This window comes from Streptomyces sp. AA4 (assembly GCF_000158875.1).
Classification (GTDB): Bacteria; Actinomycetota; Actinomycetes; order Mycobacteriales; family Pseudonocardiaceae; genus Amycolatopsis.
Window position 1 is genome coordinate 6168438 of sequence record NZ_GG657746.1, and the last position, 13997, is coordinate 6182434.

A 13997-nucleotide genomic window follows, 5' to 3' on the forward strand; every position below is an offset into this window, starting at 1 on the left:
TTAGGGTGGGAAATCGTGCGCGAAGAATCACGCCTGACGGTGGTCGGGATCGGGGCTGACGGGTGGGCTGGGCTCACCCCCGCGGCCCGCGCCGCCGTACGGCAGGCGGACGTCGTGCTCGGTTCGGAACGGCAGCTGAAATCCCTGCCCAGCGACATCCGGACCCAGCCCTGGCCGAGCCCGCTGCTGCCCGCGCTCGACGAGATCCTCAACGAGCAGACCGGGCAAGTTTGCGTGCTGGCCAGCGGCGATCCGTACCTGTCCGGCATCGCCACCACCCTCCGTGATCGCGGCTACGCGCTCGACGTCCGCCCAGCGGTCTCCTCGGCGACGCTGGCCCGCGCGCGGCTCGGCTGGTCGTTCGAGGAAACCGAGGTCGTGACGGTCGTCGGCCGCGCCGTCCACCGCGTCGCGCGAGGCTTGGCCCCCAACCGGAAACTGCTGGTCCTGGGCGGCTCCGCACCAGAACTGCGCGAGCTGCTCAAAGCCCGCGGGTACGGTGATTCCGCCCTTACCGCCTTGGAAAACCTCGGCGCGGACGACGAGCGGATCTCCGACGGCTGGACCCACGACCCCGGCCCGCTCACCGTCTTCGCCGTGCACTGCCAAGGCCCCGGCCTCCCCCTTGTCGGCCTCCCCGACGACGCCTTCGAGCACGACGGCCAGCTCACCAAACGCGACCTCCGCGCGTCCGCCCTCGCCCGCCTCGCCCCCAACCCGGGCGAACTCCTGTGGGACGTCGGCGCGGGTGCGGGCAGCATCGGCATCGAATGGTCCCGCGCGCATCCGCTGAACCGGGCCATCGCGATCGAACGCGACCCCGCGCGCGCCGAACGCGTCCAGCGCAACGCCAATACCCTTGGCGTGCCGGAATTACAGGTGGTCACCGGCCCGGCGCCCGAAGCGCTGGCCGGGCTCCCCCGCCCGGACGCGATCTTCCTCGGCGGCGGCCTGACCGTGCCCGGGGTCCTCGACCGGTGTGTCGAAACCGACGCCCGGATCGTCGCGCACGGTGTCACCCTCGAAGCCGAGCAGATCCTGGCCGCCGCCTACGCCCGGCACGGCGGGGAACTGCAACGGATCTCCGTGGAGCACGCGAAACCGCTCGGCGGGTTCACCGGATGGACGCCGTCCCGAGCAGTCACGCAGTGGAGCTGGAAATGACCGTTTACTTCATCGGCGCCGGACCGGGCGCGGCCGACCTGATCACCGTGCGCGGCCGCGACCTGCTCGCGCGCTGCCAGGTGTGCCTGTATCCGGGCAGCATGACGCCGACCGACCTCCTCGCCTACTGCGCGCCGGACGCCGAACGCGTCGACACCGCGAACCTCAGCTTGGACCAGATCACCGCGAAGCTGATCGACGCGCACCGCGCCGGGCACGACATCGCACGGCTGTGTTCGGGAGATCCGTCGCTGTACAGCGCGGTCGCAGAGCAGGTGCGACGGCTGGAACCGGAAGGAGTGCCGTACGAGATGGTGCCCGGGGTTCCGGCGTTCGCCGCGTCCGCCGCCGTGCTCGGCCGCGAACTGACCGTCCCGGGAATCGGGCAGAGCCTCGTGATCACGCGCGCGCAGGCGAGGTCCACCGCGATGCCGGACGCCGAAACGCTGGAGAACTTCGCCCGCACCGGCACGACTCTCGCGCTGCACCTGGCGATCAACCACATTGAGCGAGTCACTGGAGAACTCGCCGGGCACTACGGCGAGGACTGCCCCGCCGCCGTCGTCGCGCTGGCCAGCCAGCCCGGCGAAACGGTGGTGCGCGGCACGCTCGCCGACATCGCCGGGCAAGCGCGGGCCGCCGGAATGACCCGCGCGGCCACGATTTTCGTCGGCCGGGTCCTCGCCGCGGGCGGATTCCCGGACAGTTTCCTGTATTCGAGCACCCGGGACCGGGCGAGCCAACCGGAGTCGTTGTGACCGATCTGCGCTGGGGCCTGCTGGCCACCGGGACCATCGCCGCCGAATTCGCCGCGGGCGTCGAGCAAAGCCGCCACGGGGTCCTCGCCGCGGTGGCCTCTCGCACGGCCGAGCGGGCGCGCGATTTCGCGACCAGGTACGAAATCCCGAAGGCGTACGGCAGCTACGAGGCACTCCTCGCGGACCCGGACGTCGACGCGGTCTACATCGCCACTCCGCACGCACAGCACGAGGAATGGGCGATCCGCGCCGCCGAAGCGGGCAAGCACGTGCTGTGCGAGAAGCCGCTCACGCTCACTGCTGCCGACGCAGAGAAGGTCATCGACGCCGCGCGGCGCAACGACGTTTTCCTCATGGAAGCGTTCATGTACCGGATGCATCCGCAGACGCGCCGGCTGGTCGAGCTGATCGAATCCGGGGCGATCGGCGAGGTGCGCGCCGTGGACGTCACGTTCAGCTTCGACTCCGACGAGAACGACGCGGCCCGGCTGGGCGACCCCGCGCTCGGCGGCGGCGGAATCCTCGACGTCGGCTGCTACTGCACCTCCCTGGCGCGGCTCGTTTCCCAGGCCGCGACCGGAATCCCAGCGGTGGAGCCGACGCGCGTCACCGGGATGGCCCGGCTCACCGAAAACGGCGTCGACGAGTTCGCGATGGGATTGCTGCGGCTGCCCGGCGACATCATCGCCCAGCTGTCCTGCGGCTATCTGCTCACGCAGGACGACCACATCCGGATCTACGGCACCACCGGTCAGCTGTACGTGCCGAAGCCCGCGTGGATCCACGAACTGCGCGCCCCGGGCGTGTCGACGATCGTGCTGACTCCGTCGGGCGGCGAGTCCGAGGTGATCGAAATCGAAGCCACGCAAGGGATCTACGCCCGGGAAGCGGATTACGTCGCCGCCCACGTCGCGGATCGGCAAGGCCCGGAGCTGACCTGGGCCGAAACGCTCGCCAACCTGCGCACCCTCGACCGGTGGCGCGCGGCGGTCGGGTACGGACGATGACCGTCCTGATCCTCGGCGGCACCGCGGAAGCCCGCGACCTCGCCGCTCAGCTGCACGAACGCGCCGTGCCGGTGGTCTCGTCGCTGGCCGGGCGCGTCACGCGGCCGCGGCTTCCGGTCGGCGAAGTACGGATCGGCGGGTTCGGCGGCGTCGAAGGGCTCACGGCCTGGCTGCGCGAAAACGGCGTGCGGGCAGTAGTCGACGCCACGCATCCGTTCGCGGAACGGATCGGCGCCAACGCTTTCCACGCCACCCAAGCCGCGGGCATCCCCCTCCTGCGGCTCGCCCGCCCCGGCTGGCAGCCGAGCGCCGACGATCGCTGGCATTGGGCCGACGACCTCGAAGAAGCCGCCGCGCTCCTGCCCGGACTCGGCACCCGTGTCTTCCTCACCAGCGGCCGCCAGGGCCTGGCCGCGTTCGCCGACCTCGACCCGCTGTGGTTCCTGATCCGCTGCGTCGACCCGCCCGGCCAGCCGCTGCCCCGCGCGCACGAGGTGGTGCTCGACCGCGGCCCGCACCGGGTGGACGGCGAACGCGCGTTGATGACCGAACACGACATCGACGTGCTCGTCACCAAGGACAGCGGCGGCGCGATGACGGCCGCGAAGCTGACCGCCGCGCGGGAGCTCGGCCTGCCGGTGGTCATAGTGCGCCGCCCGCCCCGGCCGTCCACTACAGAAACCGCGGATGTAGCCGCCGCTGTCGAATGGGTGCTCAACCAATGAACGAGTTGTTCTACGACGTCCTGCACCGCCGCCGCGACGTCCGCGCCGAGTTCACCGGCGAACCGATCGACGACGCCGTCCTCACCCGGGTGCTCGAAGCCGCGCACGCCGCGCCGAGCGTCGGGATGAGCCAGCCGTGGGACTTCGTGCTCGTCCGCGACCCGGCTACCCGCGAGGAATTCGCCCGCCACGTGCACGAGGAGCGCGACGTGTTCGCCGCGTCCCTGGACGGCGAGCGCGCGGAGACGTTCGCCAAGATCAAGGTCGAAGGCATCCGCGAATCGAGCCTCGGCATCGTCGTCACCTACGACGAGCAGCGCGGCGCCCCGGCCGTGCTCGGACGGCACGCGATCGCCGACGCCGGGCTGTACTCGGTGTGCCTGGCGATCCAGAACCTGTGGCTCGCCGCGACCGCGGAAGGACTCGGCGTCGGGTGGGTGAGTTTTTACCGCGAACCCGCGCTCGCGAAGCTGCTCGGCATCCCCGCCGGGATCCGCCCGGTGGCCTGGCTGTGTGTAGGACCGGTAACGAATCTCGCCGAGGTTCCCGACCTGGAACGGCATGGCTGGCGCAGCCGCGCGCCCCTGGCCAGCGCGGTACACCACGAGCGGTTCACGCCGCGCGACTAGGGGTCAGCGTAAACCTGTCAGGGTGACCCAATAGATTTCCTCTAATGCGTCCGATTGCCGTAGTGCTGGGGTTGCTTTCGGCGCTGTGCGCCCTGGCCTATCCCTTCCTGCCGGTCGTGCAGGACACCGCGGAAGTCGTCTGGCCCGTCGCCTCCGACACGCGTTCCGTCAACGCGCCCTTGACCGGGTACTGGGCACAGGACCTCAAGGCCGAACTGCCGTGCGAGACGATCCGGTCGCTCGACGCGCGCACGAACGGCCCCGCGCTGCTGTTCTCGACCGTCCCGGACGGGCGCACCGGCAAGCACGCGGCCAACGGCGTCGGCATGCAACTGCGCGTCGACAACGGCGTACTGCTCGCGTCCAGCCAGGGCCAGCAGATCGCGCAGCAGCCGCTGCCGCAGGAGGGCTGCTCGGTCACGCTCGATTCCGACGCGACCCAGATGACGCTGACCGTCGGCAAGACCCCGATCTTCCACACCACCGGCGACGTCCGGCCGCGTGTGCTCGGCATCTACTCCTCGATCACCTCGGCGCGCGACCCGATCGCCGGGCTGCACGTTTCGGTCGTCCCGGACACCCGCTACCAGACCTCGCCGACCACGCTCAAGGTCGTCGTCGGCATCCTCGCCGCGCTGTCGTTCCTCGGCTGCCTGATCGCGGTGTGGCGGATGGACTCCGGGTTCGCCCGCCGCGCGCCGCGCTGGGCCCCGGTCGGCTGGTGGCGGCTGACCGGCCGCGACGCGACGGTGTTCGGCGTGCTCGGCGCGTGGGTCTTCATCGGGCCGGTGACCTCGGACGACGGCTACATCCTCACCATGGCCCGGGTCACCGAGGCGACCGGCTACCTCACGAACTACCACCGCTGGTTCGGCGTCGCGGAGGCCCCGTTCGGCTGGTTCTACCACCTGTACGAGCTGATGACGCACGTCAGCACGGTGCCGCCGTGGATCCGGCTGCCCTCGTACCTGCTCGGGGTGATCAGCTGGCTGCTGATCAGCCGCGAGGTGATGCCGCGGCTGGGCACCCAGGTCCGCCGCAGCCGCGCCGCCGGCTGGGCCGCCGCGGCGGTGTTCCTGGTCTGGTGGATGCCCTACAACAACGGCGTCCGGCCGGAACCGGTCGCCGCGCTCGGCTCGCTGCTGGCGATCTGCGCGGTCGAACGCGCGCTGGTCACCCGCCGGCTGCTGCCGCTGTGCCTCGGCCTGACCGCGGCCGCGTTCACCCTCGCCGCGACGCCGACCGGGCTGATCGCCGTCGCCCCGTTCCTGGTCGCCGGGAAACCGCTGTTCAAGCTGGTCCGGCAGCGGTCGGCGAGCGGCTGGCTGCCGATGCTCGCGCCGATCCTCGCGTCCGGCTTCCTGGTGCTCGTGGTGATGTTCGCCGACCAGACGTTCGCGACGGTCCAGGAGGCCACCCGCATCCGCACCGCGGTCGGCCCGAACCTGTCGTGGTTCCAGGAACTCGCGCGGTACCAGTTGCTGTTCGAGAACCTGCCGGACGGCTCCGCGCCCCGCCGGTTCCCGGTGCTGCTCGTGCTGCTCTGCACGGTCACCTGCCTGGTCGTGCTGCTGCGCCGCGGCCGGATCCCCGGCGCGGCGCTCGGGCCGAGCCGGCGGCTGATCGGCACCACGGCGTTGTTCTTCCTGCTGCTCGCGCTGACCCCGACGAAATGGACGCACCACTTCGGCGCGTTCGCCGCGGTCGGCGCGTCGATGGCGGCGCTCACCGCGCTGGCGACCAGTTCGACGGTGCTCCGGTCCAACCGCAACCGCGCGGCGTTCCTGGCGGTGCTGCTGGTGGTCGGCGCGCTCGCCGCGACCGGGCCGAACACGTACTGGTTCGTGTCGCGGATCGGCGTGCCGTGGACGAACGTCGCGCCGTCGGTCGGCGGCATCCCGCTGTCGACGATCCTGCTCGGGGCCGCCGCGGTCGCCGGGATCTACGCGTTCGTGGAGAACATCCGCGCGCACCGGCCGGGTCCGGCGCTGACCCAGCAGGAAGGCCGGAGCCGGTCGCTGCGGCTCGGCTCGCTGTCGCTGGTCGTCGTGTGCGGCCTGGTCGCGGCGGGCGAGATCTACACGATGGGCGCGGCGATCTACTTCCAGCGCGACAGCTACAGCCTCGGCGCGGCCAACATCGGGCACCTGTTCGGCAAGAGCTGCAACCTGTCCGACCACGTGATGGTCGAGCGCGACGCGGCGAAGAGCATCCTGCACCCGCAGCCCGAACAGCGGACGGTGCCGGAGAAGCCGGTCGCGCAGAACCCGCCGAACCCGCTGCCGAATCCGGACCAGGACAACGGCCGCGTCCAGACCGGCTTCCACACCAGCCCGGTCGACGACAAGGACCCGCTGGCCGAACCGCCGCACGGGTTCAAGCAGGACCAGGTGCCGATGTGGAGCAGCTACCTCGACACCCAGACCCGCGCCGGACGCCTGCGCAGCGACTGGTACGCGCTGACCGACCGCACCGAGAACGGCCAGATCGTGGTCGCCACCGCGAGCCAGCCGCGCCGGCCGACGTCGGTGAGCCTGGAGTACGGCGTCAACACCCCCGAAGGCGTGCGCGTGCTGCGCGGCCAGTTCGCGCTCCCGCCCGGCGCGGGCACCGGCGGCTGGAACGACACCCGGATCAACCTGCGCGACCTGCCGCCGGAAACCACCTCGGTGCGCGTCGTGATGGTGGACAACGACCTCACCGAGGACGGCTGGGTCGCCGCGTCCGCGCCGCGCGTGCCGACCTTCACCACGCTCACCGACAAGCTCGCGGGCAAATCGGTGTACATCGACTGGCCCGCGTCGTTCGTGTACCCGTGCGCGAACCCGGTCACCTCGCACGACGGCATCTCCGCGATGCCGGACTACCGGATCACCCCCGGCCAGCTCGCCGACGAGGCGAAATGGGCGTCCAGCACCAACGGCGGCCCGAACGGCTGGCTCGAGGAAATCGCGGAAGAGCCGGAGGTGCCGAGCTATCTGAACGGGCAGCCGTACCAGTCGTGGGGACAGTTGCTGCAGATCGAGCCGTACACGACCGGGGTGGCCCCGACGGTGCGGCACGGCGAGAAGACGGTGTGGGGCTGGTGGTCGCCTGGACCTGGTCCTTCACAGCCGAACGGCAAGGACCCGACGCGCTAGGCCTGCGGCTCTCATAGCCTCCGCGCGGCGAACGCTGACACCGTGGGCAACGCCGCTTCCCCGGCGACGAGCGCGTTCATCGACGTGTTCCGGCGTTCCCTTGGTCATCCGCCGGGGTCTTATCTCCACAGTGGACAGACCGGATCCGGTTCCGCACCACGAGACTCGACGCGAGCCGGTTGACGCCGAACGAGACGAGAATCAGGCCGGTCGCGTCGAGCAGGTGCGCGCCAAGGACACTCGCCAGCGCGAACGAGCCGACGCGGATGGCGAGAAAGACCGCCCACAGCGCGATTCCCGCGCCAGTGAGCCGGTACTGCAGCCCGTCGGCCTGCCGGAACCGCGTCACGTAGCCCATCGCGGTGCCGGTGCCCGCGACCAGGACGAGTTCGCCGACCAGCAGCCAGTCCGCCGGCTGAAGCCCGCCGCCCAGCTCGAAACCGAGGTAAACCAGCCCCACCGCGATCAGGACAGACGGCATCAGCAGCATCCGCCGCAGTTCGGCGGAGCGCCACTGGAACTGCCGCACGATCAGGATCCCGATCCCGATCGCGAGGAGCACGTCGTCGACCATCGCCAACTCCATCACTAGTGATACTTCCTCGAATGTATCACTAGTGATTGAATAGGGCCATGCGCGCCGCCGACCTGCACCGCCTCGCCCGCACTCTCCGCGAGATCGCCCTGACCAGCACCGGGAACACCGGCGAGGATCAGGTCAACGCGGGAGAACTGGCGGTGGTCGAGGACGTCTCGCGCCATCCGGGTGCGACGATCAGCGACGTGACGCGCCGGACCGGGCTGGCGCAAAGCCTCGTCTCCCGGATCACGCACCGGATGGCGGACGCGGGCGTCCTGCGCGTTCGGCCCGACGAGAAGGACCGGCGCAAGTCCAGGCTGGAGATCGAACCGGCCGCGCGCGCGATGTTCCGCACGCGCGCGGACGGTTCGATCGCCTCAGCCCTCGCCACGCACGCACCGAAACTCAGTGCCGCGCAACGGAAAGAACTCACCCACCACCTCGCCGAGGCGGAGCGGCTGCTCCGAGAAGGTCAGGAGTAACTCCGCGGCGTCCACACGATCGACCGCCCGTCCGGCCCTTCCTCCGCGACCGTGCGCGAAGAGCCCACGATCAGCAGGCACCGCATATCCACGGTAGCCGGATCAAGCTCGCCCAGCGTGGTAACCCGAACGTCCTCCTCCGGCCCCCCGACATCCCTCGCCACCACCACCGGCGTGGCCGGATCCCGGTGCCGCAGCAGGACTTCCCGCGCGTTCGCCAGCTGCGTCACCCGCGTCCGCGAGGCCGGGTTGTACAGCGCCAGCACCAGATCCGCCGCGCCAGCCGCGTCGAGGCGGCGTTCGATGATCTCCCACGGCTTCAACCGGTCCGAAAGAGACAGCACGCAATAGTCGTGTCCCAACGGCGCGCCGACCCGCGACGCGGCTGCCTGCGCCGCCGTCACCCCGGGCACGATCCGCACCCGAGCGCCGTGCCCGTTCCCGGCCGAAACCTGTTCCAGCACTGCCGAAGCCATCGCGAAAACGCCCGGATCGCCGGACGACACCACGGCCACCCGCGCACCCGTCGCGGCCAGCTGCAATGCCTCGACCGCCCGGTCCGCCTCGACCCGGTTCCCCGAGGCGTGCCGCTGCTGTCCCGCCCGCTGCGGAACCCGCGCGACATACGGTCCGTAGCCGACGATGTGGTCCGCCGCCGCCAGTTCCGCCGACGCTTCCGGCGTCAGCCACTCCGGCCCGGCCGGACCGAGCCCGACGACCACGACCTCGCCGCCTCCCGCCGAAACCGGAGCCGAAGGAGCAGCCGCGGGCTCACCGTCCACACGCGACTTATAAGCGGGGCTTGGCAAGAGCGCCAAGGAAAAATACGGCACCGATTCCGGATCGACGTCCGCGAACGGCTCCACCCGCTGCTGTCCCCAGGTCGCCCGCTCGATGTACCAAGCGTCGTCGAGCTTGCCCGACTCCGCGAGCCCTTCTCGCACCGAACCGAAGGTACGGCCCAGTTTCAGCACCGCCGCCGCCTCAGTGTCCGCCAACCGGCGCGCCAATTCGGGCGCGGGCAACGTTCCCGGCAAGACCGTGAGCACTTCGTCCCGCTGCACCAACGGACGGCCGAGCACCGACGCCGCCGCGCTGACCGACGTCACGCCGGGCACCACCTCGGCCTCGAACCGTCCGGCGAGCCGCTCGTGCATGTACATGTAGGAGCCGTAGAAGAACGGGTCGCCCTCGCACAACAGCACCACGTCTCGTCCGGCGTCGAGGTGCTCGGCGAGCTTTTTCGCACTCAGCTCGTAGAAATCGGCGATCGCGCCCTCGTAGCCGCCGGGGTGGTCAGTGGTCTCAGTGGTGACCGGGTAGACCAGCCGCTCTTCCAGCTGCCCCTCGCGCAGATACGGCTCGGCCACCGACCGCGCGATGCTCCGCCCGTGCCGCGCGCTGTGGTAGGCGATGACGTCCGCCTCGCCGATCAGCCGCGCCGCTTTGACCGTCATCAATTCCGGATCGCCGGGACCGAGCCCGACGCCGTACAGCCGCCCCGTCATTCGACCGCGCTCGCAATCGCGTTCACAGCGCCGACAGCCATCGCGCTTCCGCCACGACGGCCGTGCACGACCAGGTACGGCGCGGGCGCGCGCTTCGCCAGCTCCACTTTGGACTCAGCCGCGCCGACAAACCCCACCGGCACGCCGATGATCGCGGCCGGTGCGCCGATGCCCTCGTCCAGCAGCTCCAGCAACCGGAACAACGCGGTCGGCGCGTTGCCGATCGCCACCACCGAACCGGGGAGCCGGTCGCGCCACAGTTCCAGCGCGGCGGCCGACCGCGTGGTGCCGAGCCGTTCGGCCAGGCCGGGCACGCTCGGATCGTCCAAAGTGCACACGACGTCGTTCGCCGCGGGCAGGCGTTTGCGCGTGATGCCGCTGGCGATCATCTTCGCGTCGCACAGGATCGGTGCGCCCGCCTCCAGCGCGGCGCGGCCCGCCTCGACCACGTCGAGCGAGTACCGCAGGTCGTCGACCAGGTCGACCATGCCGCAGGAGTGAATCATCCGGACCGCGACGCCCGCGACGTCGTCGGGCAGGATCGCCAGGTCCGCCTCTTCGCGGATCGTGGCGAACGAGTGCCGGTAGATCTCGGCCCCGTCCCGCAGGTAGTCGATCACGAAGGTCCCTTTCTCGCCAACGCATCCGCCAACTCGGACGTCCAGCGTCCGTCGACACGGTAGCCGCCGGGTTCGGCGACGACGTCGCGGTGGGCGCCGGACGGCCGTCCGCACCGCCGGGCACAGCCCGAGACGTGCACCCGCTGCCCGTCCGCGACCAGTGTCGCCGCGTCGGCGCGGACGTCGGCGAGAGACTTCGCACACCCCGGCGCGCCGATGCAGGCGCTAAGCTCCGCCGTCGCCGGATCCGTCGAGAGCCCCGCCGCGTGCAGGCGGTCGACGTCCGCGCCGCCGGGCAGCAGGACCGAACGCCACGGCGTGACCACGGCGTCGCCGAAGTCCGCGAGCGTGCGCAACTGCGCGGCAGTCAGCTGGCCGAACCTCGGCGCGACCCCCACTGCCTCGCCGCGGTCGTCGCGCCGGATGCGCCCGACCGTCGGGTCGATCCGGCTCGGCCGGGTTTCCGGCGCTTCCCGCGGACCGTCCGGCAGCAGCGTCGAAGGATCGTCCAACTCCCCGATCCGCCACGCCGACCCGCGCGTGCGCGCAAACGTTTTCGCCACCGTGAGCAGCGCAGACACCGCCTCGTCCCGCGGCACCCGCCAACCGGAATCGACCCCCGCCAACAGCACCGCCCCCGCCGCGGGACCGATCGCGCGCCAGCACACGTCCGTGCCCGCGACGTCGCCGCGCCCGTCGTCGAAGCCGAAAAGGAACCGCCCCGGCAACTCCGCGAGTTCCGGCCGCGCACACAACGCACGATCCAGCGCCGCGGAAAGCCCCCGGACGTCCGCGAGGCCGCCGCGCACCCCGCTCAACGGCGAGGCCAGCACGTTCCGCACGCGTTCGTGGCTGGGCGACGGCAGCAACCCGGCTTCCGTCAGCCGTCCCGCCAGCCCCGGACGGCGTACGCCGCGCAGCTGGACGTTCGCCCGCGAGGTCAGGTGGACGTCGCCGTCGCCGAGGTCTTCCGCGCAAGAAGCCAAGGCCCGCAACCGATCCGCGGTCACCGCGCCACCGGGAAGCCGGACCCGGGCGAGCGGCCCGTCCGCCGCGTCGTGCGTCGCGAAGACTCCGGGACACGCGTCGGCACGCACGCGGGCAGGGCTGGACATGGCGCTCACTGTAACCCGCGGCCGATTTAACAGGCTTGCGATCAGATGTAGTACACCTGCTACATTTCATCGCACAGGCAGGATGGGGGTCATCCAATGAGAGATCAAGCGGACACCGTGCTCCGCGTCGAAGGCTTGCGCATGCGCTACGGGGCGAACGACGTGCTGCACGGCACGTCGTTCACCGCGCACCGCGGCGAGGTGCTGTGCCTGCTGGGGCCGAACGGGGCGGGCAAGACCACGACGATCGAAATCCTCGAGGGGTTCCGCATGCGGTCCGCGGGCGAGGTGTCCGTACTGGGCACCGACCCAGCGCGCGGCGGCGAGGACTGGCGGGCGCGGCTGGGGGTCGTCCTGCAGTCCTGGCGCGACCACGGCAAATGGCGCGTGCGCGAACTGCTCGACCTGCTCGGCTCGTTCTACGCGCCGTACTCCACCGACCGGATCCGCCGCCCGTGGGACACCGACGAGCTGATCGAGGCGGTCGGGCTCACCGAGCACGCGGGCAAGAAGATCCGGATGCTGTCCGGCGGCCAGCGGCGCAGGCTGGACGTGGCGATCGGCATCGTCGGCCGTCCCGAACTGCTGTTCCTCGACGAGCCGACCGCCGGGTTCGATCCGCAGGCGCGGCGCGATTTCCACGAACTCGTGCACCGGCTCGCCGACGACGCCACGACGATCCTGCTCACCACGCACGACCTCGACGAGGCCGAAAAACTCGCCGACCGGATCCTGATCCTCAGCGGCGGCCACATCGTCGCCGACGGGTCGCCGGACCAGCTGAGCAGGCAGATCGCCGGCGAGGCCGAGGTGCGCTGGACGCTCGACGGACAGCGGTTCGTGCACTCGACCACGGAGGCGACGAAGTACGTGTACGAGTTGTTCAAGCAGCACGGCGAAGCGGTCGCCGACCTGGAGGTCCGGCGCGCGTCGCTGGAGGAGACCTACCTGACGCTCGTGCAGCGCGCGGAGTCCGGGCTCGCTGAGGCAGGTGCGCGATGAGCGCGTCGGCACAGCGGACCGCGGCGCGGGTGGGGCTCCGCCGCGGATTCATCGAATTCCGCCAGCAGTGGACGAACCGGGACGACCTGATCGGCCAGGTCGTCTGGCTGGCGATGATCTTCGGCACGCTGTTCTTCATGCGCGGCGCGCACCTGCCGGGCACCTCGTTCTCCCTCGGCGCCGCGACCGTGCCCGGCGTAATCGGCGCGGGCATCGTGTTCAACGGCCTGACCAGCGTCGCCGGGTCGCTCGTCATCGACCGCGAGGACGGCACGCTGCTGCGCGCGAAGGCGACGCCGAACGGGATGTTCGGCTACCTCGTCGGCAAGGTCACGACGTTCTCGATGGTGCAGGTCGCGAGCATCGTCGTGCTGCTGGTGCCGGCGCTGTTCCTGTTCGACGGCCTGGCCCCGGACGGGGTCTTCTCGATCCTGAACCTGCTCTGGGTGCTCGCCGCCGGGCTGGTCGCGACGCTGCCGATCGGCGCCGCGATCGGCTCGCTGATCCAGGATTCCCGGATGCTGGCCCTGGTCATGCTGCCGATGTTCGGGCTCGGCGCGATCTCCGGGATCTTCTACCCGATCACCGCGCTGCCGGGCTGGCTGCAGGACGTCGCGCAGGTGTTCCCGGTCTACTGGCTCGGCCTCGGCATGCGCTCGGCGCTGCTGCCCGACCAGGCGGTCGTCGTCGAAATCGGGCAGTCCTGGCGGCCGTGGGCGACCCTGGGGGTGCTGCTCGCGTGGGCCGTGATCGGATTGGTGCTGGCCCCGGTTCTGCTCAAGCGGATGGCCCGGCGCGAATCGGGGTCGTCGGTGGCGGCACGACGGGAAAGGGCACTTCAGCGTGTGTGAGGCGCGGTGAGCGAGAACGTCTACAACCGCATCGCGGTGCTGCGCGCCGAGCGCGGCATCTCGCGGCGGCAGCTCGCGGACGCGCTCGGCGTGCACTACCAGACGATCGGGTACCTGGAGCGCGGCGAGTACAGCCCGAGCCTGTACCTGGCGTTGCGGATCGCGGAGTTCTTCGAGGTCGCGGTGGAGGTGCTGTTCTCCACCGCGCCCTTCCCCCGGATCGGGGACGAAAACAAGCCCGCGTGAGGGTCTGCTCACCTTGACGGCGCCGGTGCGCCCGGCGAGAGTAGGACCGCACACGCGTCGGCATGCGGAGGAACCCGGTGGAAATCCGGGGCGGTCCCGCCACTGTGACCGGCGGCCCCGCGGCCGCCGGCAGCCAGGAACTCCCGCCGGCGTGCCCGACGACCCGGGGC

At 71.0% G+C, this 13997-nt stretch carries 14 protein-coding genes and 1 riboswitch; of the genes, 10 read left to right on the forward strand and 4 right to left on the reverse strand.

Features of this window, described 5'->3' with window-relative positions:
* Positions 1-15: 15 nt before the first annotated feature.
* From SSMG_RS28195 to SSMG_RS28220, 6 genes are read left to right on the forward strand one after another with little or no spacing between them, the layout of a single operon-like run.
* The gene (locus tag SSMG_RS28195; protein ID WP_009081626.1) at positions 16-1164 is read left to right on the forward strand and encodes a bifunctional cobalt-precorrin-7 (C(5))-methyltransferase/cobalt-precorrin-6B (C(15))-methyltransferase; all 1149 of its coding nucleotides are present in this window, start codon (positions 16-18) and stop codon (positions 1162-1164) included.
* Positions 1161-1922 carry a precorrin-4 C(11)-methyltransferase gene (cobM, locus tag SSMG_RS28200; RefSeq protein WP_009081628.1) on the forward strand — a complete coding sequence of 254 codons (762 nt, stop codon included), beginning with the start codon at positions 1161-1163 and terminating at the stop codon, positions 1920-1922. The genes SSMG_RS28195 and cobM overlap by 4 nt, the downstream gene beginning before the upstream one ends.
* Complete coding sequence (locus tag SSMG_RS28205) at positions 1919-2929, forward strand: Gfo/Idh/MocA family protein (RefSeq protein WP_009081630.1); 1011 nt, start codon at positions 1919-1921, stop codon at positions 2927-2929. Before cobM ends, SSMG_RS28205 begins: the two co-directional genes overlap by 4 nt.
* A complete protein-coding gene (locus tag SSMG_RS28210; RefSeq protein WP_009081633.1) occupies positions 2926-3654 on the forward strand; it encodes a cobalt-precorrin-6A reductase in 729 nt (242 codons plus the stop codon). Before SSMG_RS28205 ends, SSMG_RS28210 begins: the two co-directional genes overlap by 4 nt.
* A complete protein-coding gene (bluB, locus tag SSMG_RS28215) occupies positions 3651-4283 on the forward strand; it encodes a 5,6-dimethylbenzimidazole synthase (protein WP_009081635.1) in 633 nt (210 codons plus the stop codon). Before SSMG_RS28210 ends, bluB begins: the two co-directional genes overlap by 4 nt.
* A gap of 44 nt (positions 4284-4327) precedes the next feature.
* Positions 4328-7423, forward strand: coding sequence for an arabinosyltransferase domain-containing protein (locus SSMG_RS28220; RefSeq protein ID WP_009081637.1), 3096 nt, complete (start codon positions 4328-4330; stop codon positions 7421-7423).
* A 76-nt stretch (positions 7424-7499) separates the two neighbouring features.
* On the opposite strand, the gene SSMG_RS45625 is transcribed toward SSMG_RS28220, so the two are convergent.
* The gene (locus tag SSMG_RS45625; RefSeq protein ID WP_158688102.1) at positions 7500-7997 is read right to left on the reverse strand and encodes a hypothetical protein; all 498 of its coding nucleotides are present in this window, start codon (positions 7995-7997) and stop codon (positions 7500-7502) included.
* Between the two features lie 59 nt (positions 7998-8056).
* Here SSMG_RS45625 and SSMG_RS28230 point away from each other — a divergent pair, with 59 nt between their 5' ends.
* Entirely contained in the window at positions 8057-8485 is a 429-nt protein-coding gene (locus SSMG_RS28230; protein WP_009081640.1) for a MarR family winged helix-turn-helix transcriptional regulator, read from the forward strand.
* Here SSMG_RS28230 and SSMG_RS28235 read toward each other — a convergent pair.
* The 3 genes from SSMG_RS28235 to SSMG_RS28245 are packed head-to-tail and all read right to left on the reverse strand — an operon-like array spanning position 8476 to position 11728.
* Positions 8476-9993, reverse strand: a complete 1518-nt coding sequence (locus tag SSMG_RS28235; protein WP_009081641.1) for a precorrin-2 C(20)-methyltransferase — start codon at positions 9991-9993, stop codon at positions 8476-8478. The two genes, SSMG_RS28230 and SSMG_RS28235, sit on opposite strands and share 10 nt — an antisense overlap.
* Complete coding sequence (locus SSMG_RS28240; RefSeq protein WP_009081643.1) at positions 9990-10613, reverse strand: precorrin-8X methylmutase; 624 nt, start codon at positions 10611-10613, stop codon at positions 9990-9992. The genes SSMG_RS28235 and SSMG_RS28240 overlap by 4 nt, the downstream gene beginning before the upstream one ends.
* Positions 10610-11728, reverse strand: a complete 1119-nt coding sequence (locus tag SSMG_RS28245) for a precorrin-3B synthase (RefSeq protein ID WP_009081644.1) — start codon at positions 11726-11728, stop codon at positions 10610-10612. Before SSMG_RS28245 ends, SSMG_RS28240 begins: the two co-directional genes overlap by 4 nt.
* 96 nt (positions 11729-11824) lie before the next feature.
* Here SSMG_RS28245 and SSMG_RS28250 point away from each other — a divergent pair, with 96 nt between their 5' ends.
* Genes SSMG_RS28250 through SSMG_RS28260 form a run of 3 tightly spaced genes read left to right on the forward strand, consistent with a single transcriptional unit; the run spans position 11825 to position 13827 of the window.
* Positions 11825-12730, forward strand: a complete 906-nt coding sequence (locus SSMG_RS28250; RefSeq protein ID WP_009081646.1) for an ABC transporter ATP-binding protein — start codon at positions 11825-11827, stop codon at positions 12728-12730.
* Positions 12727-13581, forward strand: a complete 855-nt coding sequence (locus SSMG_RS28255) for an ABC transporter permease (protein ID WP_009081648.1) — start codon at positions 12727-12729, stop codon at positions 13579-13581. Before SSMG_RS28250 ends, SSMG_RS28255 begins: the two co-directional genes overlap by 4 nt.
* A gap of 6 nt (positions 13582-13587) precedes the next feature.
* On the forward strand, positions 13588-13827 hold the full coding sequence (locus SSMG_RS28260) for a helix-turn-helix transcriptional regulator (protein ID WP_009081650.1): 240 nt from the start codon (positions 13588-13590) through the stop codon (positions 13825-13827).
* 67 nt (positions 13828-13894) lie between these two features.
* Positions 13895-13970, forward strand: a riboswitch (cobalamin riboswitch).
* Positions 13971-13997 lie beyond the last annotated feature (27 nt).